Origin of the sequence: Halomonas chromatireducens, from assembly GCF_001545155.1 — a bacterium.
In the GTDB taxonomy this organism is placed as follows: Bacteria; Pseudomonadota; Gammaproteobacteria; order Pseudomonadales; family Halomonadaceae; genus Halomonas; species Halomonas chromatireducens.
Window position 1 is genome coordinate 138986 of record NZ_CP014226.1, and the last position, 19642, is coordinate 158627.

Sequence of the window (19642 nt, forward strand, 5' to 3'; positions counted from 1 at the left end):
ACAGGAAACGACATCAACATGGCTAACCCGCGTAGCAACCGTAAAAAGGTTAAAAAGCAGGTAGTGGATGCCATCGCGCATATCCACGCCTCTTTTAACAACACGATCGTGACGATCACAGACCGCCAGGGCAACGCTCTCTCTTGGGCGACTGCCGGTGGTTCGGGTTTTCGTGGTTCTCGCAAGAGCACCCCGTTCGCTGCTCAAGTGGCAAGCGAACGTGCAGCAACTGCTGCAGCCGAGTATGGTGTGAAAAACGTCGACGTGCTGGTCAAGGGCCCCGGTCCTGGCCGTGAATCCGCCGTTCGCGCTCTGAGCGCTGCCGGCTTCCGCGTGCAAAGCATCACCGACGCGACGCCCATTCCCCACAATGGCTGCCGTCCGCCGAAGAAACGCCGCGTTTAAGGAGACAGATTCATGGCTCGTTATATTGGACCGAAGTGCAAACTGTCTCGTCGTGAAGGCACCGATCTCTTTCTGAAGAGTGGCGTGACTCCCTTCGAGAAGAAGTGTAAATCCGAGCAGATCCCGGGTGTACACGGCCAGCGCCGTCAGCGTCTTTCAGACTACGGCTTGCAGCTTCGCGAGAAGCAGAAAGTGCGTCGTATGTATGGCGTACTCGAAAAGCAGTTCCGCAGCTACTACAAGGAAGCCGCCCGTCGCTCCGGCGCCACCGGCGAAGTCCTTCTGCAGCTGCTCGAAACCCGACTGGACAACGTCGTCTACCGTATGGGCTTTGGTTCCACCCGCTCTGAAGCACGTCAGCTGGTGAGCCACAAGGCCATCGCCGTCAACGGCCGCACCGTCAACGTGGCGTCCTACCAGGTCAAGCCCGGTGACGTGGTCTCCATTCGCGAGAAAGCCAAGAACCAGGCGCGCATCCAGAGTGCGCTCTCCATTGCCGCCAACCGCGGTGAGGTGGTCTGGATCGAGGTGGACGCGAAGAAGATGGAAGGCACCTTCAAGGCTATCCCGGAACGCGGCGACCTGTCTGCCGACATCAACGAAAACCTGATCGTCGAGCTGTACTCGAAGTAAGCGTCGCTGATCGCGTCGTGCCGGTCCTTCGGGGCCGGCAACGAGTACCGAGTAACCGATAGGCAGCCTCAAAGGTGTAGTTATGCAGCGTTCAGTGACAGAGTTTCTCCGTCCGCGCGATATCAAGGTCGAAGAGATCAGCGCGCATCACGCGAAGATCGTACTCGAGCCCTTCGAGCGTGGCTTTGGTCACACCCTGGGGAATGCGCTGCGTCGCATTCTGCTCTCGTCCATGCCCGGCTGTGCCGTGGTGGAAGTCGAGATCTCGGGTGTCGAGCATGAGTACAGCGCGATCGAGGGTGTACAGGAAGATGTCATCGAGATCCTCCTGAACCTCAAGGACGTGGCCATCCGCATGCACAGTCGTGACGAGGCGGTGCTCTCGCTGAACAAGCAGGGCCCGGCCGTGGTGACAGCGGGTGACATCGTTCTTGATCATGATGTCGAGATCGTCAATCCGGATCACGTCATCGCCCACGTTAACGAGGGCGCTGAACTCAAGATGCAGCTGAAGATTGCCCGTGGTCGTGGCTACGAGCCGGCGGATGCACGTGTCGGCGCCGACGATGAGTCCCGTGCCATCGGCCGCCTGCAGCTGGATGCCACCTTCAGCCCCGTGCGCCGTGTTTCGTATGCCGTCGATGCCGCGCGTGTCGAGCAGCGTACCGACCTCGACAAGCTGATCATCGACCTGGAAACCGACGGCACCCTGGATCCGGAAGAGGCCATCCGTCGCAGCGCCACCATCCTGCAGGAGCAGCTGGCAGCGTTCGTCGACCTGGAAGCCGACAAGGAACAGGAAGTCGAGGAGGAAGAGGATCACATCGATCCCATCCTGCTGCGCCCCGTAGACGATCTCGAGCTGACCGTCCGCAGCGCCAACTGTCTGAAGGCCGAGAATATCTACTACATCGGCGATCTGATTCAGCGCACCGAAGTCGAGCTGCTGAAGACGCCGAACCTCGGCAAGAAGTCTTTGAACGAAATCAAGGACGTGTTGGCAGCACGCGGTCTGTCCCTGGGCATGCGTTTGGAGAATTGGCCTCCGGCAAGCCTGAAGGACGACAAGGCCTCTGCGTGAGCGTCGACTCGAGTCCCAGTTTGGTAAGGAATAGCAACCATGCGTCATCGTAAGAGTGGTCGTCACCTGAATCGTACCAGCTCGCACCGCCAGGCCATGTTCAAGAACATGTCCGTCTCGCTGGTCGAACATGAAGTGATCAAGACAACCCTGCCCAAGGCCAAGGAGCTGCGTCGCGTCATCGAGCCGCTGATCACCCTGGCCAAGCAGGACAGCGTCGCCAACCGTCGTCTCGCCTTCAGCCGTACCCGCTCGAAGGAAGCGGTCGGCAAGCTCTTCAATGAGCTGGGTCCGCGTTACGCCGAGCGTCCGGGCGGATACGTCCGTATTCTCAAGTGCGGTTTCCGCACCGGCGATAACGCGCCGATGGCCTTCGTCGAGCTGGTCGATCGTCCGATCGTCGAGTCCGAGGAAGAGGTTGCCGTCGAGGAGTGATCCTCGGCTTCGGGCCTGGCCCGGCAACGCTGTAGCAATACGAAAAACCCGGCTTCTCACGAAGCCGGGTTTTTTTATCTCTGCCCGGTGAGCTGCTGCTTCGGTGGGTCTTGATCCGCGGCCTGCCCGGCGATAGGTCTTCGCGGGGGCGCTGTGAATACTTCCCTGTACACTACCGATTCCTTCCCTGGAATCGGACCCCCGCTACGACCTATCCCCGGCGCCGCTGGGCGTTGTGCCTGCCCTCCAGTCAGTTGGCTGTTTCTGGCACTGCCTTGCTGGCCTTGGCCCGTTCCAGCATGGGCTTGAGGAAGCGCCCGGTATGGGAGGCCTCCATCTTCGCCACCTGCTCCGGGGTGCCCTCGGCGATGATGCGCCCGCCGCCGGAGCCGCCCTCGGGCCCGAGGTCGACGATCCAGTCGGCGGTCTTGATCACGTCGAGGTTGTGCTCGATGACCACGATGGTATTGCCGTGGTCGCGTAGGCGGTGGAGAACGGTCAGCAGCTGGCGGATATCCTCGAAGTGCAGCCCGGTGGTGGGTTCATCGAGGATGTAGAGGGTCTTGCCGGTATCGCGCTTGGCCAGCTCCCTCGCGAGTTTGACGCGCTGGGCTTCACCGCCGGAGAGGGTGGTGGCGCTCTGCCCCAGGCGTATGTAGGAGAGCCCCACGTCGAGCAGTGTCTGCAGGCGGCGGGCGATGGCCGGCACCGGGCTGAAGAATTCCAGTGCCTCCTCGACGGTCATCTCCAGCACTTCGTGGATGCTCTTGCCCTTGTAGTGGATCTCCAGGGTCTCGCGGTTGTAGCGCTTGCCCTTGCAGACATCGCAGGGAACGTAGATGTCCGGCAGGAAGTGCATCTCGACCTTGATCATCCCCTCGCCCTGGCACGCCTCGCAGCGGCCGCCCTTGACGTTGAACGAGAATCGCCCGGGCTTGTAGCCCCGTGAGCGAGACTCCTGGGTGCCGGCGAAGAGTTCGCGGATCGGCGTGAAGATGCCGGTGTAGGTGGCCGGGTTGGAGCGCGGGGTGCGTCCGATGGGGCTCTGGTCGATGTCGATGACCTTGTCGAGCTGGTCGAGCCCCTCGATCGTCTCATAGGCGGAAGGCGTCAAGGTGGTGGCGCGATTGAGCTCCCTGGCGGCAATGGGCATCAGCGTCGAGTTGATCAGCGTCGACTTGCCCGACCCGGAGACGCCGGTGACGCAGATGAACAGCCCCAGTGGTAGGGTGAGGGTCACATCGTGCAGGTTGTTGCCGCTGGCACCGGTCAGTCGCAGCTGCTTCTCGGGGTTGCCGGGGATGCGCCAGGGCGGTATCTCGATGCGGCGCTTGCCGGAGAGGTACTGGCCGGTCAGGGAGTCGGGGCTGGCCATGACATCCTCGGGGGTGCCCTGGGCGACGATCCGTCCGCCATGCACACCCGCGCCGGGGCCGATGTCCAGCACGTGGTCGGCGGCGCGGATGGCATCCTCGTCGTGCTCCACCACGATCACGGTGTTGCCCAGGTCGCGCAGGTGAATCAGCGTCTTGAGCAGGCGGTCGTTGTCGCGCTGGTGCAGGCCGATGGAGGGCTCGTCGAGGATGTACATGACGCCGACCAGGCCGGCGCCGATCTGGCTTGCCAGGCGGATACGCTGGGCTTCGCCACCCGAGAGGGTGTCGGCGCTGCGCTCCAGGTTGAGATAGTCGAGGCCGACGTTGACCAGGAATTCCAGCCGGGCATGGATCTCGTTGATGATCTTTTCGGCGATCTCGCCGCGGCGACCGGGCAGCGTGAGCTGGCGGAAGTAGTCCCAGGCCTCGCCGATGGGAAGCTCGACGATCTGGGGCAGGGTGCGTTCGTCGATGAACACGTGGCGCGACTCGAGGCGCAGGCGTGAGCCGTGGCAGCTGGGACAGGGTTGGTCGGCGATATAGCGCGCCAGCTCCTCGCGGACCATGCTCGATTCCGTCTCGCGGTAGCGGCGCTGCATGTTGGGGAGCACCCCCTCGAAGGGGTGCTCCCGGGTGACCTTGCGGCCGCGGTCGTTGACGTAGCTGAAAGCGATATCGTCGCTGCCGCTGCCATGCAGGATCACGTCCCGTTCATGGCGGGCCAGCTCCTGCCAGGGCGTCTCCAGGGCAAAGCGGTAGTGGCTGGCCACCGCCTGGAGCTGGCTGAAGTAGTAGACGCTGCGCCGGTCCCAGCCCTTGATCACGCCCTCGGCCAGCGACAGCTCCGGGTGGCTGATCAGCTTGTGGGGATCGAAGATCTGCTGCACCCCAAGGCCGTCGCAGGTAGGGCAGGCGCCGGCCGGGTTGTTGAACGAGAACATCCGGGGCTCGAGTTCGGCAATGGCGTAGCCGCACACCGGGCAGGCGAAGCGCGCCGAGAAGATGATGTCTTCGGCTTCGCCGTCCATGAAGTGAACCATGGCGATGCCGTCGGAGAGGCCCAGCGCCGTCTCGAAGGATTCCGCCAGCCGCTGCTGAAGGCCCTGGCGAACCTTGATGCGGTCGACCACTACGCTGATGTCATGCTTCTTGTTCTTGTCCAGCGGGGCGATGTCGTCGAGTTCGAGCACCTGGCCGTCGATCAGGGCGCGCACGAAGCCCTGGGCACGGAGCTCGGCAATCAGCTGCAGATGCTCGCCCTTGCGCCCCTTGACCACCGGGGCCAGCAGCATCAGCTTGCTGCCTTCTGGCAGCGCAAGCACCTGGTCGACCATCTGCGAGATAGTGCTCGCCTCGAGATCCTCGCTGTGCTCAGGGCAGCGCGGTGTGCCGGCACGGGCAAACAGCAGGCGCAGATAGTCGTAGATTTCGGTGATGGTGCCCACGGTGGAGCGAGGATTGTGCGAGGTGGACTTCTGTTCGATGGAGATCGCCGGCGACAGGCCTTCGATATGGTCCACGTCGGGTTTTTCCATCATCGACAGGAACTGACGGGCATAGGTGGAGAGCGACTCGACGTAGCGGCGCTGGCCTTCGGCATAGAGTGTATCGAACGCCAGCGAAGACTTGCCGGAGCCCGAAAGTCCCGTCACTACGATCAAGCTGTCCCGGGGCAGGTCGACGTCGATCTGCTTGAGGTTGTGAGTGCGGGCACCCCTGACCAGTATTCTGTCCATTCCCACCTCGTGACGCACGGCAAAACCTCGATTATACGTCCGCGGCACACCGGGCAGCAAAGCGGCTGTGGCGAGGGCGTTTCCTGTATGGTCCGGAACCGATAGAATAGGCGGTTCACCTAAGGGCCTCGAGCCCGCCTACCCATGGATTCTCGTCACTCTATGCGCAAGGTCTCTGGACTGCTGCTAGCCACCGAACGGCGGGCCATCACCGGCCTGGCGAGCCTGTATGCCACCCGGATGCTGGGGCTGTTCATGGTACTGCCGGTGCTGGCGCTCTATGCCGACGAGCTGGCCGGCGCCACGCCGCTACTGATAGGGCTGGCCCTGGGGGTCTACGGCCTGACCCAGGCGATACTGCAGATTCCCTTCGGCCTGCTCTCCGATCGTGTCGGTCGCAAGCCGGTGATCGCCGGCGGACTGCTGCTGTTCCTGCTCGGCAGCGTGGTGGCTGCCGGTGCGGATACCATCGGTGGCGTGATCCTGGGTCGCTGCCTTCAGGGTAGCGGTGCCGTTGCCGCGGCGATCATGGCGCTGCTGGCGGACCAGACCCGGGAGCAGGTGCGTACGGCCGCCATGGCCACCATTGGGCTCTCCATCGGCGTGGCCTTCGCAGTGGCCATGGTGCTCGGCCCCTGGCTGGCGGCGTCCTTCGGGCTGTCGTCGGTGTTCTGGTTTACCGCCATGCTGGCTGCGGTGGGGATCCTGGTGCTGTGGAAGCTGGTGCCGCCGGCGCCTCGCCGCATGCGCCATCGCGACGTGGGTATCGACCGGCAGCAGCTGAAGGTCATACTCACCCGGGCCGACCTGTGGCGTCTCGACCTGTCGATCTTTGCCCTGCACCTGGTGCTGATGGCAATCTTCGTCGCGGTGCCCTTTCGCCTTCTCGAGGCTGGCATCGGCGCCGAGCGGCACGGCCTGACCTATCTGGGTATCATGCTGCTGGCCTTCCTCTGCATGGTGCCGCTGGTGGTGCTGGCCGAGAAGCGCCAGCGCATGAAGGACATGTGCCTGCTGGCGATCGGGGCCATTGCCGTCAGCCTGGCGGGATTGGCCGGTATCGGTACCGGCGCCTGGGCGCTGTTCGCCTGGTTGCTGCTGTTCTTCACGGCCTTCAATCTGCTCGAGGCGACGCTGCCGTCGATGCTCAGCAAGTTGGCCCCGGCTGGGGCCAAGGGTACGGCCATGGGCGTCTACTCCACCAGCCAGTTCCTGGGTGCCTTTCTGGGTGGCTTGCTGGGTGGTTTTCTGGCCCAGCAGTGGGGGTTGCCTGCCGTCTTCGTTGGCAGCGCCCTGCTGGCCGGCATATGGTGGCTGCTGATGCTGGGCATGCCGGCGCCGCCCCACCTCTCGAGCGAAGTGGTCGAGCTGGATGAAGACCAACAGGACGATGCGCTGGATACCCTGATGGCGAGCTTCGCCGAAGTGGCCGGCGTTGAAGACGTGCTGGTCGTGCCCGAGGAGCGGCTGGCCTATCTTAAGGTGGACCGGCGGCGTCTCGACAGGGACGCCCTGGCCCGTCTGGTTCGGCCGGACCAGGACCGCGGTAACTGACCGGCAGCTCGGCGGGTGCCGACAGGGCTCCGCCGGGAATTCATGACAACGAGTGTATACAACCAATAGGGAGTCCAGCATGGCCCGTGGCGTCAACAAGGTCATTCTCATCGGCAACCTGGGGCAGGACCCCGAGGTCCGCTTCATGCCGTCCGGCAGTCCCGTCGCCAACCTGCGCGTCGCCACGACCGACACGTGGACCGACAAGCAGAGCGGCCAGAAGCAGGAGCGCACCGAGTGGCATTCGGTGGTGCTCTTCAACCGACTGGCCGAGATCGCCCAGCAATTCCTGAAGAAGGGCTCCCGGGTCTATCTCGAGGGTCGTCTGCAGACACGCAAGTGGCAGGGGCAGGACGGTCAGGATCGCTATACCACCGAGATCGTGGTCAACGACATGCAGATGCTCGATAGCCGAGGCGGCGATGCCCCCGGCCAGGGTGCGGGCTTTGGCGCGCAGGCCCAGGCGCCCCAGCAGGGGGGATACGGCAACGCTCCACATCAGCAGGGCGGTTATGGCGGCGGGCAGCCCCAGCCGCGCCCGGCCCCGGCGGCCCCCCCGCAACAGGGTGGCCATCAGCAAGGTGGGCAACAGCAGGGTGGTCAACAGCAGGGTGGCCAGCAGCACGGCAACTATGGTGCCCCCGACCCGGGCAGCTTCGACGATTTCGACGACGAGATCCCGTTCTGAGTGTCCAGGCCATGACTGGCGGAGGCGTTGAGTGAAGCTGTTGATACTGGATGCCGGTCACTGCCTGAACCTGGCGCTGGCTCGGGTGGCCCACCGCAGAAGCGATACCGAACTGGTCATCGAGCCCGGTATCGCCATTGATGCCGTCTATCTGCGCGAATTGAAGCCGGATGCGGTGATCATTCCGCCACTATCTGCGCCGATGGAGATCCAGCCCGCCGCCGTTGTGCGCCATGGCGAAGGGGTGGATATCGTCCTGGAAGCCTGCCGCGAGACCGATACGCCACTGGTCTGGTGCGTCTCCGATCAGCTCTACCAGGATGGCTTCGATACCCCGATCGACGAGCATGTGATCCCGGCGCCGCGGGACGAAAGCCTGCGGCGCCTGATCGCCATCGGGGATCGAATCCGCAGCAGCCACCCCCGTCACCTGATTGTGCGGCTGGGTCCGCTGTTCGCCCTGGAGGGCGGGCATGCCTGGCTGAGTGGGGTGATCGACAGCCTGATGGGCGGGGAGGATGTTCGGGCCGCCCAGGACGTCATCTTCTGCCCAACCTCGGCCGATGCCGTGGCCATGGCACTGATCGGCATGCTGCATCAGCTTGGCTGCGGTTCCACCGCCTGGGGCGCCTATCACCTGGCGGGCACGGAGCCGGTCAGCGCCTATACCTTCACCACCATGGTTCGCACGCAACTGTCGACTCGCCTCGAGGGGCTGGGGGAGCAGGTGGTACTGGGCGAGGTGAAGGCGCTCAAGCATCATCACGACCAGCCGCTGCGACGCGTGCTCAACTGTCGCCGCGTGCTGGAGGCCTTCGGCGTGCATCAGAAGCCCTGGCGGCTGGAGGTGGGGCGCCTGCTGGATGACTGGTGTCAGTCGCGGCGACCACTCGAGGAGGGTGACGCTCCCCCATGAATGTTATTCGCAGCCTGTTGTTTTATCTGGGCTATTTTCTGGCCATTCTGGTATGCGGGGGGCTGTTCCTGCCGGTGGCGCCGCTTCTGCCACTGCAGGCCCGATACCGGTTGCTCAACCTCTATAATCATTTCATTACCGCCTGGTTTCGCTGGACCTGCGGGGTGCGCTACCGGGTCAGCGGCAGGGAGCACCTGCCCGAAGGCCCCTGCGTGATCCTGGCCAATCATCAGTGTGAATGGGAAACCATCTATCTCCAGATTCTCAAGCCGCCGGTGTGTACGGTGCTCAAGCAGGAGCTGCTCCGAATTCCCCTCTTCGGTTGGGGGCTGCGACTGTTGCACCCCATTGCACTGGACCGCTCGAAGCCGGCGCGGGCCATGCGTCAGGTCCTGACCCAGGGTGTGCAGCGGCTGAACGAGGGTCTGTCGGTATTGATATTTCCCGAGGGTACCCGGGTAGCGCCGGGCGAGCGTCGGCGCTACAACAAGAGCGGAACGGTGATTGCCTGCCGTGCGGGGGTGCCGGTGTTGCCTGTGGCGCATAACGCCGGCGAGCGTTGGCCGGGTCGACACTGGGTCAAGAACCCGGGGCTGCTGAGTGTCGTGGTGGGTGAGCCCATTGCCACCGAGGGCCGCACGCCCGAAGAGGTGCTGGTCGAGGTGGAGGCGTGGATCGAGGCTCGCCTGACGGAGATTTCCGAAGTGCCGCGGCCCGAGGCCCCTGCGCCTGACCGCGGAAGGCGTGTCCGCTCCACGTCATAAATGTGCCGGTCAGGAGAAAACCGGGGCACTAAAAAGGCGTCCGCGAAGCGGACGCCTTTTTTGAGGGTGCGACAGATTTCAGTAATAGACCGGCTCAGTCGCGATAACGCTGGAGTACCAGGCAGGCGTTGGTGCCGCCGAAGCCGAAGCTGTTGGAGAGCACGCGTTCGATGGATACGCCGTCGCGACGGCTGGTGACGATATCGAAACCGGCGGCCTGGTCATCGAGTTCCTCGACGTTGGCCGAAGCGGCGATGAAGTCGTTCTCCATCATCAGCAACGAGTAGATCGTTTCCTGTACGCCGGTAGCGCCCAGCGAGTGACCGGTCAGCGACTTGGTGGAGCTCATGGCCGGCGTACTGTCGCCGAACACCGCACGGATGGCCTTGAGTTCGGCGACATCCCCCACCGGCGTCGAGGTGCCATGGGTGTTGATATAGTCGATATCGCCTTCCACCGTGGCCAGCGCCTGGCGCATGCAGCGAGTCGCGCCTTCACCCGACGGGGCCACCATGTCGTGGCCGTCGGAGGTGGCGCCATAGCCGACCAGCTCCGCGTAGATCTTCGCGCCGCGGGCGCGGGCGTGTTCCAGCTCTTCGAGCACCAGCATGCCACCGCCACCGGCGATGACGAAGCCGTCGCGGGCCTTGTCGTAGGGCCGTGAGGCTTTCTCGGGCGTGTCGTTGTAGTGCGTCGACAGGGCGCCCATGGCATCGAACAGGCAGGAGAGGGTCCAGTGCTCCTCCTCGCCGCCGCCGGCGAAGACGATGTCCTGCTTGCCCAGCTGGATCTGCTCCATGGCGTTGCCGATGCAGTGGGCCGAGGTGGCGCAGGCCGAGGAGATCGAATAGTTGACCCCCTTGATCTGGAAGGGCGTGGCCAGGCAGGCGGAAACGGTGCTGCCCATGGTGCGGGTGACCCGATAGGGACCGACCCGGCGCAGGCCTTTTTCGCGCATGACATCGGCGGCTTCGACCTGGTTGGCGCTGGAAGCGCCGCCGGAGCCGGCAATCAGGCCGGTTCGCTCATGGGAGACCTGTTCCGGCGTAAGCCCCGAATCCTCGACGGCCTGGGCCATGCTGACATACGCATAGGCCGCCGCATCGCCCATGAAGCGGCGCAGCTTGCGGTCGATGAGGGAATCGAGGTCGATATCCACGGCGCCGGCCACCTGGCTGCGAAAGCCGCGTTCGGCATATTCTTCCTTGAAGCGAATGCCCGAGCGCCCGTTCCTTAGCGCCTCGACGACCGCCTGCCGGTCGTTGCCCAGGCAAGATACGATGCCCAGGCCGGTGACTACCACTCGTCGCATGGAAGCCTCCTGATCAGAAATTCGCGGTAGAAGTGAACAGGCCGACACGCAGGTCGTGTGCCTGATAGATCTCGCGGCCGTCGACAGTCACTGTGCCATCGGCCATGCCCAGTATCAGGCGCCGGGTGATGATGCGCTTGATATTGATCTGGTAGGTGACCTTCTTGGCATCGGGCAGAATCTGGCCGGTGAACTTCACCTCACCACAGCCGAGTGCGCGCCCCCTGCCGGGGTGGCCGAGCCAGCCCAGATAGAAGCCCACCAACTGCCACATGGCGTCCAGCCCCAGGCAGCCGGGCATGACAGGGTCGCCGGGGAAGTGGCAGTCGAAGAACCAGAGGTCGGGGTGTATATCCAGTTCGGCGGTCAGTTCGCCCTTGTTGAACTGGCCTCCCGCTTCGTGGATATGCGTGATGCGATCGAGCATCAGCATATTGGGGGCCGGCAATTGGGCATTGCCGGGGCCGAAAAGCTCACCGCGGCTGCACGCCAGCAGTTCTTCGCGTACGAAAGAGTGTTGCTTGGTCACTGAGTCGTTCCGAGTCGCAGTTGTTGTGGGCCTTCCCGCGAGTATAGCGGACGCGGCATTGGCTCTTGGGCCGTCCCGCCCTGGGCGGCCCTGCCTAGTCTACTGGCGGAGGCCGGTGATTGCACGTCAGGCATGACGCGAGGTGCCGGAGCGATTAAAGTGAATGCGTTTGCAGTCGATAATCGACTGTTAGTTCGATGCACGGCACGGGCGCGACTTCCCCTTCATCCGTCAGACCGGGATACGACATGTGGTCACCTTTCGCGATCAATCGCCCGTTGGCCTGGGCCGCAATGGCTGCGCTGCTGGCATGCGTCTGGCTGCCTGGTCCTGGCTTGCGCCTGATGGCGGCGACCATCGTGGTCGCTGGCCTTTCCCATATATGGCGGCAGCTGCGACGTGAGCGACAGAATGCCGACCTGATGCAGCAGGCGCTGATGCTCTCCGAGGAGGGCGTGCAGATCACCGATGCCGAGAACCGTATCCTGGCGGTCAACCCAGCCTTCACCCGAATCACCGGCTTCACCGAGGAGGAGGTGCGAGGCGTCAATGCGGCCAACCTGGTGGCGTCCCGGCACGACTCCAGCTTCTTCAAGCGCTTCTGGCAAACCCTGGAAAGCAAGGGACGCTGGGAGGGTGAGATATGGAATCGGCGCAAGCAGGGCGACGAGTACCCCGAGTGGCTGCGCGTCAAGGCAGTGGTGGGCAGGAAAGGCAGGATCACCCACTATGTCGGCACCTTCACCGACATTTCCGTTCACAAGGCCCGCGAGCAGGACCTGCGGCGCATCGGCTTCGAGGACCCGCTCACCGGCTTGCCCAATCGGCGTCGACTGCATGATCTGATGACATCGCGCCTGCGTCACCTGAGAGCCGGCGAAAGTCTCGATATGGCGATCATCGATATCGACGGCTTCAAGTCGGTCAACGACAGCCTGGGTGTCGATCAGGGCGACCGTTTACTGGCCAGGTTCGGGCAGCGCCTGGCGGGGCATGTGGCGGGTGGCGTGGTGGGGCGCCTGGGCGGCGACGAATTCCTGGTGATCCGCACCACCACCTTCGACGACCATGACAAGTGGATTGCCGGCCTGCGTGAACACCTGGGCGAGCCCTTCGAGATCGATCACCGCTCCCTGCGGCTGGGACTGTCGATCGGCAGCTGCCGAGCCCCCGAAGACGGCAGCGACTCCGGAGTACTCTTCCAGCGGCTCGAGTCGGCGCTCTACTCGGCCAAGCGTCACGGCCGCAACGTCAGCCAGCGCTTCCGGCCGGCACTGGACGTTCAGGACACGCCGCAGATGGCGCTCGTCTATAGCCTGCGTGACGCATTGGCCAACGGCGGCCAGCTGGAACTCTATTACCAGAGCCAGCATCGTACCAGCGATGGCCTAGTGGTGGGGCTGGAGGCCCTGCTGCGCTGGCGGCATCCCGAGCACGGCCTCGTTTCGCCGGGCGACTTCATTCCCCTGGCCGAGCGGCACGGCCTGATGGGCATGCTTGGCAACTGGGTCATCGACGAGGCCCTGGGGCAGATGGCGCGCTGGCAGGAAATGGGTATGCCCAAGCTGCCGGTATGGATCAACATCTCGGCCATCCAGATGTTTCAGGGCGAGCTGGAGTCGGCGCTCTCCTCCGGCCTGGCCCGCCACGGTATCGCGGCCGGCCAGCTTGGCCTCGAGCTGACCGAGTCGGTGCTGCTCGACGAACGCGCCGGCGATATCGTCCCGCGCCTCGAGGCCCTGCGAGAGCGTGGCCACCGCATTGCCATCGACGATTTCGGTACCGGCTATTCGTCCTTGGGCTACCTCAAGCGCCTGCCGCTGGACAAGATCAAGCTGGACCGGGCCTTCATCCGCTCGCTGCCTGACGACCCCGCCGATGCCGCCATCGTCAGTGCGGTGCTGGCCATGGCCCGGGGGCTGTCGCTGGATGTCATTGCCGAAGGGGTGGAGACCCAGGGACAGCTTGATTTCCTGCGCGATGCCGGCTGTCGTCTGGTGCAGGGTTTCTACTTCGCCCGCCCAATGGCGGTCGGCGCATTGGCGGAGCACTGGCAGAGCCTCGCCGGCCAGTCGTCGACAGTCCAACTGGGCACCACCCCCGTCGTCTGATCGCTGCCTGTGATCACGGCTGACCCTCCAGCGGTGCCGGACGGGCGCCGGGGCGGGCCAGCAGCAGGTGGCAGGTACCGATCGTCCGCTCGAGAAAGCCCCCCTCGCAGTAGCAGAGATAATAGCGCCACAGGCGAATGAAGCGCTCCTCGTAGCCCAGCTTTCTCACCGTCTCCAGGTTCGCCTCGAAGCGGTGGCGCCACTCCCGCAGCGTGCGGGCGTAATGGGGGCCGATCTCGTCGAGTGCCAGCACGTTGAGCGAGGTATGGCGGGCCATGGCGTCGAGGATGACCCGGTGAGAGGGCAGGAAGCCTCCGGGAAAGACGTGACGCTTGATGAAGTCCATCTCGCGCTTGGCGGCCTCGAAGCGCTGGTCGCGTATGGTGATGGCCTGCAACAGGGCGAGGCCATCGGCGTTCAGCAGTCGATCCAGCGTCTTGAGGTAGGTCGGCAGGTACTGATGCCCCACGGCCTCGATCATCTCCACCGATATCAGCCGGTCGAAGCGGCCCTCCAGCTTCCGGTAGTCCTGTTGCAGCAGCGTGATCCTCTCCTCCAGCCCTTCTTCACGGATGCGCCGTGCCGTATAGGCGTACTGCTCGGCGGAAATGGTCGTGGTGGTGACACGACAGCCGCGCGTCTTCGCCGCATGGATGGCCAGCCCGCCCCAGCCGGTACCGATCTCCAGCAGATGATGCTCCGGCCGGACGTCGAGCTTTGCCAGCATCAGATCGAGCTTGTGGGTCGAGGCCTCTTCGAGAGTGGCATCGGCACGGGGGAAGACGGCACTGGAATACATCCGGTGTTCGCGGTCCAGAAAGGTGGCGAACAGGTCGTTGCCGATGTCGTAGTGGGCGGCAATGTGACGCTTGGCGCCGCGGTGAGTGTTTCGCTGCAAGGCGTTCAGGGCGGCCAGCAACCATCGACCCATCCGGGCGGTGCCGTTTTCCATGTCACGATTGACTCGTTCCAGGTTGGCGGCGAACAGGCGGATCAGCGCTACCAGATCGTCTGCATCCCAGTCGCCGTCGAGGTAGGCTTCGGCCGCCCCCACGCTACCCCCCAGGGCCAGGCGCTGCCAGGCCCGTGGATTGCGAACCACCAGCGTCACGCGCAGCGGGCCGTCCTGGCCGAGAAGGTGGCAGTGGCTGCCTTCGATCAGGGTGATCCGGCCGCCCTCCAGGCGGTCGAGCTGGGCCATCACCCGAGGTCGGAGCCAGCGTGTCAGGCGCCCGCCGTTGACGGGCACCGGGCGGCAGGAAGCGGAACGTAAGGACGTCACGGTGAAGTCTCCTCGCGGGTGGAACAAGCGGGATGGTCATGGATCGGCACACCCTTGCGCCATAGACGCAGCGCCTCCAGGTGAATGGCGGCTCGGCTCTTGAGATTCATCCAGGGCTGACGCGCCAACGTTTCCAGCAGCACTCGTCGGGTGGCCGGCCTGGCGGCGAGGAGCAAGGTGGCATCGAAGTGACGCTCTTGCTCACGCCAGTTCTCCATATGCATCAGCAGCCGGCCACCCGGCGTGTTGAAGCGCCAGCGGTAGGTCATGTCCATGGGGTGGAAGGGAGACACATGCATCGCCTTGTCGAAGCTGGCGGTGTGATGGCTCCGCTCAGGGTCAACGCGGCAGGCGTAGCGGGTGCGTTCTCCCCAGGGCGTATTGGTTACCTCGGCGAGCAGGGCGCGCAAGCTGCCGTCGCTGTCGTGGAGGTAATAGAGCGACAGGGGGTTGAAGCCCGAGCCCAGGGTGCGCAGCTGCGTCAGCAGGCAGATGCGGCCCTCCGGGGCGACACCGAGCTGGCGCTCGACCTCCTCTCGCACGGCCTGCTTGAGTGGCCGGTCATGGGGTGCCAGGTAGTCGCTGCGACGAAAGCGCGCCAGGGCCGGCCGCCGGGCGCTGAAGCCGGGGACGCCATCGAACAGCGTGGGCAGTTCATCCAGGTCGAGCCAGGCCATCCACAGCCGATAGACGAAGGCATGCTCCCGCGGCAGGAAGCGGCGGTGTCGCAGGGTGCCGTGATAGACCCGTGACCGGGGGGCGGCGGTCATGACGACGCCTCCAGGGCAAGCGGGGGCGTAGCGGCAGGGGGCCGCTGTTCGTCGCAGCCGAGGGCGCGCGCCACACGCAGGGCGCTCCACACGCCATCCTCGTGAAAGCCGTTGCGCCAGTAAGCGCCGCAGAAATGGGTGCGCCGGCGCACGCTGGAGATCTCGGCGTGGCGGGCTTGCGCCGCCTGCCCGGCCAGCGAGAACTGGGGGTGCGCGTAGCGGAATCGCCCGAGCACCTTCGTCGGGTCGATGGCAGCACTGTCGTTGAGCGTGACGCAGAAGGTGTGCGCGGTATCGAGCCGCTGCAGGATGTTCATGTTGTAGGTCACGGCGGCCCGGGCGTCTTCGCCCCGCCCATCGAGGCGGTAGTTCCAGCTTGCCCAGGTGCGGCGGCGGCGGGGCAGCAGCCGGGTGTCGGTGTGCAGTACCACGTCGTTGTCTCGATAGGGCAGCGCGGCGAGTATGTCGCGCTCGTCGGGGGTGGCGTCCACCAGCAGCCCCTGGGCCTGGTCCGCATGACAGGCCAGTACCACCTGATCGAACCTTTCCCGGCCCGCCCGGGAATCGATGAACACGCCTTCCGGGCCACGGTGGATGCCGAGCACCGGGGTGGCCAGCCGGATGCGCTCGGCATAGGGCGCGGTCAGTGCCGGAATGTAGGCGCGAGAGCCGCCCACCAGGGTGTACCACTGAGGTCGGTCGTTGACCGAAAGCAGGCCGTGGTGATGAAAGAAGCGCAGGAAGAAGAGGGCCGGGAATGTGCGCATGTCGCGAACACTTGCCGACCAGATGGCCGCGCCCATGGGCAGCAGGTAGCGGCGCTGGAAATCGCGGCCGTAGCCGGCCTGGTCCAGGTAGTCACCGAGGCTCATGTCGCCGCCAAGGCTACCGCTCTCCAGTTCGTGAAGAGCACGCCGGTTGAAGCGCAGGATATCGGCCAGCAGGCGATAGAAACGGGGGCTCAGCAGGTTGCTGCGCTGGGCGAACAGGGAGCCCAGGGTATGTCCGTTGTACTCGAAATCCAGCGGCGTCTCATGCACCGAGAAACTCATCTCAGTGGGCTGGCTGGCAACGCCGAGTTCGGTGAGCAGGCGCTGAAAATGAGGGTAGGTGCGGTCGTTGAAGACGATGAACCCGGTATCGATGGCGTGGTGTTGGCCTCCCAGCTCCACATCAACGGTCGCCGTATGCCCGCCCAGCCGGTCGGCGGCCTCGAACAGCGTCACCGTATGACGCTGGCTGAGGTACCAGGCGGCGGCCATGCCGCTGATGCCGCTGCCCACCACGGCGACGTGCTGAGCGGCTGGCGAATCTGGGTTGCCGGGGGAGAAGGAGGCGGTCATGGGCGGGGCTCACTGGGCGTTGGGCGCACCAGGCGAAGGCCCAGGCGATGACGCAGGGTCGGGGGCAGGATGCCCATCAGTCGCACTCCCAGGGTGAAGCGGCGGGGAAAATGGATGTCTAGCCGGCGTCGCTCGAGACCGTCGAGAATCGCGTCGGCAGCCGCGGTGGCAGAGATCCGCATGGGCATGGGGAAGTCGTTGCGCGCCGACAGGGGCGTGTCGACGAAACCGGGGTGGATCAGGCTGATATCGATGCCTTCGTCGTACAGGTCCAGGCGCAGCGACTCCAGGAAATGGCTCAGGGCGGCCTTGGATGCGCCGTAGGCGGCCGCCCGGGGCAGCGGCACGTAGGCCGAGGCGCTTGAGGTCGCGGCGAGCAGCGGGCGACTGCCTTCGGCACGAGCCTTGCGCAGCAGCGGCAGTGCGGCATCCAGGCAGTGAAGGACGCCGAAGAAATTGGGCGCGAAGACTCGCTGCACCAGGTCGAGATCGAACCGCCGTGCGTCCAAGTATTCGCAGGTGCCGGCATTGAATATCGCCAGGTCCAGACGGCCGAACAGGTCGTCGAGATGATCCCCCGCGGCGCGTACCGCCTCACGGTCGCTCACGTCCACCGGCAGCAGCAGAGCATTGCTTCGGGCGCCGGCGAGTTCGGCCAAGGCGTCGAGGTTACGGGCACTGAGTGCCACGTGATGCCCTTCATCCAGCAGGCGCGTGGCCAATGCGCGCCCGATACCCGAGGTCGCTCCAGTCAGCCAGACAACCCGCCTTCCACTCAATGCCACCATGCCGCCTCCCTGAGCGCACCGCTGGGCAGTGCCGGTTACTCGCCCAGGCGGCGCTTCAGCAAGCGAACCGTCGGGCCCAGAATCGGCAGGTGCTCGTAGAGCATGGCGCCGGCATCGAAGAAATCACGATGTCGACACACCCGCCGTGGGTCTTCAGCCGGGAAAGACAGCCTTGAGCACCCATCCACCGAGACGGGGCGGCCGCGGGCCAGACGCGGATGGATCAGCCGCATCGTCCAGGTCACACAGGCCTCGTGGCCCTGGTGCAGGCGGTCGTGGAACTCGAAGCTGCACTCGGTCACATTTTCGTACAACCCACGGAAGTACCTTTCCAGCGCATCCCGTCCCTGGATATGGTGCAGAGGGTCGGTGAAGACCACATCCTCAGTATATACCTCGTACAGTTTATTTGTATAGGTTGTGTCTAGTTTATTGAAGAAGGCGCAGAAGGCCTCCAGGGCAGGTTCCTGGCTCATGGGGTGGCTCTCCCGTGGGTGGGGTCAGTCGGGTTTCAGTGCCTTGAAGGCGTCAATCGCTCTTAGCCTGGCGACCTTGTGATCGACGACCGGTGGTGGGTAATGGGTCTGTTGACGTTGCTCCGCGGACGGAGCCAGCCTGCCCTTGGGGGGAAGCGCGGCCAGCTCCGGCACGAATTTGGCGATGAAGGCACCCTCGGAGTCGAAGCGACTCGACTGGGTGGTCGGGTTGAAGACGCGGAAATAGGGTGCGGCGTCGGTGCCGGTGGAAGCCGCCCACTGCCAGCCACCGTTGTTGGCGCAGAATTCGCCGTCGACAAGATGATGCAGGAAGAAGCTCTCGCCGCGTCGCCAGTCGATCAAGAGGTGCTTGCTGAGGAACATGGCGGTGATCATGCGCAGGCGGTTGTGCATCCAGCCGGTCTGCACCAGCTGGCGCATGGCGGCATCGACGAGGGGGTAGCCGGTACGCCCTTCGCACCAGGCACGAAAGCCGGCTTCGTCATTGCGCCACGCCACGTATTCGGTATGCCGCTGAAAGGCGCGGTGCTGGCACACCCTCGGAAAGCCCGCAGCCACGTGCTGGTAGAACTCACGCCAGACCAGTTCGTTCACCCAGGCCACGAGGCCGGCATCCCCCTCGGCCAAGCGGCCATGGTTTTCGCCAAGCACCGCCTGCAGGCACTGGCGATGGGAAACCATTCCCAGTGCCAGGTAGGGCGAGAGCTCGCTGGTGCCCTGGATGGCCGGAATGTCACGCTGCCGCGCATAGTGCCGACCACGAAAGCGCAGAAAACGCTCGAGCCGGTCGGCCGCCGGTTCTGCGCCGGCAGGCCAATCCTCGGTGGCCACGGGCTGTTCGCCGAGATGGGGAGAGGGCGGCAGTGGGTCGCTGGCAATGGCCGGGGGTGACTGGGGAGGAGGGGTATCGTGAAGGGTCAGGCGCTCGGCGCTGAGCTGCCGGTGCCAAGCCTTGGCGAAGGGAGTGAAGACGCGATAGTAGCCCCCGTTTCCCGTCAGCAGCTCGCCGGGGGCAAAGGCCGTGGCGTCGTGATGCCCTCTGGCGGAGAGCCCGGCCCGCTCGAAGTCGGTGATTACGGTCTGATCGCGGCGCTGTTCGTCCAGCGGGTACTCGCGATTGAAATGCAGCCTCTGCGCACCGGTTTCCCGAGCCAGGGCGAGCAGGGTTGTCGGGGCCTGGTCGTAGGCCTCGATATCCCGGTGCAGCAGCGGAATGTTCAGGCCGGCCAGCTCCCTGCGCAGTGCCGATACGCCACGGTGCCAGAAGTCGAGCTTGTTGGCGCCATGGCCATGGCGCTGCCACTGGGGCAGGCAGCGCAGGAAGACCGCTACCACAGGGCCCTGGCGTGCTGCGGCAGCCAGTGCGGTATTGTCATGGACTCGCAGGTCGCTGCGAAACCACATCAGTACGCAGGTCATGCT

The 19642-nt window shown here is 64.7% G+C and carries 18 protein-coding genes; 9 read left to right on the top strand and 9 right to left on the bottom strand.

Features of this window, described 5'->3' with window-relative positions; genetic code table 11:
• The first annotated feature begins 18 nt into the window (after window positions 1-18).
• From rpsK to rplQ, 4 genes are all read left to right on the top strand, one after another.
• A complete protein-coding gene (rpsK, locus tag LOKO_RS00700) occupies window positions 19-405 on the top strand; it encodes a 30S ribosomal protein S11 (protein WP_043518279.1) in 387 nt (128 codons plus the stop codon).
• A gap of 12 nt (window positions 406-417) precedes the next feature.
• Window positions 418-1038, top strand: coding sequence for a 30S ribosomal protein S4 (gene rpsD / locus LOKO_RS00705; RefSeq protein WP_043518281.1), 621 nt, complete (start codon window positions 418-420; stop codon window positions 1036-1038).
• An 82-nt stretch (window positions 1039-1120) separates the two neighbouring features.
• A complete protein-coding gene (locus tag LOKO_RS00710) occupies window positions 1121-2119 on the top strand; it encodes a DNA-directed RNA polymerase subunit alpha (RefSeq protein WP_043518283.1) in 999 nt (332 codons plus the stop codon).
• A 39-nt stretch (window positions 2120-2158) separates the two neighbouring features.
• Window positions 2159-2554 carry a 50S ribosomal protein L17 gene (gene rplQ / locus LOKO_RS00715; protein WP_066443693.1) on the top strand — a complete coding sequence of 132 codons (396 nt, stop codon included), beginning with the start codon at window positions 2159-2161 and terminating at the stop codon, window positions 2552-2554.
• 250 nt (window positions 2555-2804) lie between these two features.
• Here rplQ and uvrA read toward each other — a convergent pair whose 3' ends face one another.
• The gene (gene uvrA, locus LOKO_RS00720) at window positions 2805-5666 is read right to left on the bottom strand and encodes an excinuclease ABC subunit UvrA (protein ID WP_066443696.1); all 2862 of its coding nucleotides are present in this window, start codon (window positions 5664-5666) and stop codon (window positions 2805-2807) included.
• A gap of 162 nt (window positions 5667-5828) precedes the next feature.
• Here uvrA and LOKO_RS00725 point away from each other — a divergent pair, with 162 nt between their 5' ends.
• From LOKO_RS00725 to LOKO_RS00740, 4 genes are all read left to right on the top strand, one after another.
• Window positions 5829-7220 carry an MFS transporter gene (locus tag LOKO_RS00725; RefSeq protein ID WP_066443700.1) on the top strand — a complete coding sequence of 464 codons (1392 nt, stop codon included), beginning with the start codon at window positions 5829-5831 and terminating at the stop codon, window positions 7218-7220.
• 79 nt (window positions 7221-7299) lie between these two features.
• On the top strand, window positions 7300-7908 hold the full coding sequence (gene ssb, locus LOKO_RS00730) for a single-stranded DNA-binding protein (RefSeq protein ID WP_066443702.1): 609 nt from the start codon (window positions 7300-7302) through the stop codon (window positions 7906-7908).
• Window positions 7909-7939: 31 nt separating this feature from the next.
• On the top strand, window positions 7940-8824 hold the full coding sequence (locus LOKO_RS00735; RefSeq protein ID WP_066443704.1) for a sugar nucleotide-binding protein: 885 nt from the start codon (window positions 7940-7942) through the stop codon (window positions 8822-8824).
• Window positions 8821-9588, top strand: coding sequence for a lysophospholipid acyltransferase family protein (locus tag LOKO_RS00740; RefSeq protein WP_066443707.1), 768 nt, complete (start codon window positions 8821-8823; stop codon window positions 9586-9588). The genes LOKO_RS00735 and LOKO_RS00740 overlap by 4 nt, the downstream gene beginning before the upstream one ends.
• 94 nt (window positions 9589-9682) lie before the next feature.
• Here LOKO_RS00740 and fabB read toward each other — a convergent pair whose 3' ends face one another.
• A complete protein-coding gene (gene fabB, locus LOKO_RS00745; RefSeq protein WP_066443710.1) occupies window positions 9683-10900 on the bottom strand; it encodes a beta-ketoacyl-ACP synthase I in 1218 nt (405 codons plus the stop codon).
• 13 nt (window positions 10901-10913) lie between these two features.
• Window positions 10914-11429 carry a 3-hydroxyacyl-[acyl-carrier-protein] dehydratase FabA gene (gene fabA / locus LOKO_RS00750; RefSeq protein ID WP_043513722.1) on the bottom strand — a complete coding sequence of 172 codons (516 nt, stop codon included), beginning with the start codon at window positions 11427-11429 and terminating at the stop codon, window positions 10914-10916.
• Between the two features lie 248 nt (window positions 11430-11677).
• Between fabA and LOKO_RS00755 the strand changes: the two genes are divergently transcribed.
• Complete coding sequence (locus LOKO_RS00755; RefSeq protein WP_066443712.1) at window positions 11678-13540, top strand: putative bifunctional diguanylate cyclase/phosphodiesterase; 1863 nt, start codon at window positions 11678-11680, stop codon at window positions 13538-13540.
• Window positions 13541-13553: 13 nt separating this feature from the next.
• On the opposite strand, the gene LOKO_RS00760 is transcribed toward LOKO_RS00755, so the two are convergent.
• From LOKO_RS00760 to phrB, 6 genes are all read right to left on the bottom strand, one after another.
• Window positions 13554-14741, bottom strand: coding sequence for a class I SAM-dependent methyltransferase (locus LOKO_RS00760; protein ID WP_144439702.1), 1188 nt, complete (start codon window positions 14739-14741; stop codon window positions 13554-13556).
• Between the two features lie 77 nt (window positions 14742-14818).
• Window positions 14819-15592, bottom strand: coding sequence for a DUF1365 domain-containing protein (locus LOKO_RS00765; protein WP_066443718.1), 774 nt, complete (start codon window positions 15590-15592; stop codon window positions 14819-14821).
• The gene (locus tag LOKO_RS00770) at window positions 15589-16935 is read right to left on the bottom strand and encodes an NAD(P)/FAD-dependent oxidoreductase (protein WP_066443720.1); all 1347 of its coding nucleotides are present in this window, start codon (window positions 16933-16935) and stop codon (window positions 15589-15591) included. Before LOKO_RS00770 ends, LOKO_RS00765 begins: the two co-directional genes overlap by 4 nt.
• The gene (locus LOKO_RS00775; RefSeq protein WP_066443722.1) at window positions 16932-17723 is read right to left on the bottom strand and encodes an SDR family NAD(P)-dependent oxidoreductase; all 792 of its coding nucleotides are present in this window, start codon (window positions 17721-17723) and stop codon (window positions 16932-16934) included. Before LOKO_RS00775 ends, LOKO_RS00770 begins: the two co-directional genes overlap by 4 nt.
• Window positions 17724-17758: 35 nt before the next feature.
• A complete protein-coding gene (locus LOKO_RS00780; RefSeq protein WP_066443724.1) occupies window positions 17759-18199 on the bottom strand; it encodes a nuclear transport factor 2 family protein in 441 nt (146 codons plus the stop codon).
• 24 nt (window positions 18200-18223) lie between these two features.
• Complete coding sequence (gene phrB, locus LOKO_RS00785; protein ID WP_066443727.1) at window positions 18224-19639, bottom strand: deoxyribodipyrimidine photo-lyase; 1416 nt, start codon at window positions 19637-19639, stop codon at window positions 18224-18226.
• Window positions 19640-19642 lie beyond the last annotated feature (3 nt).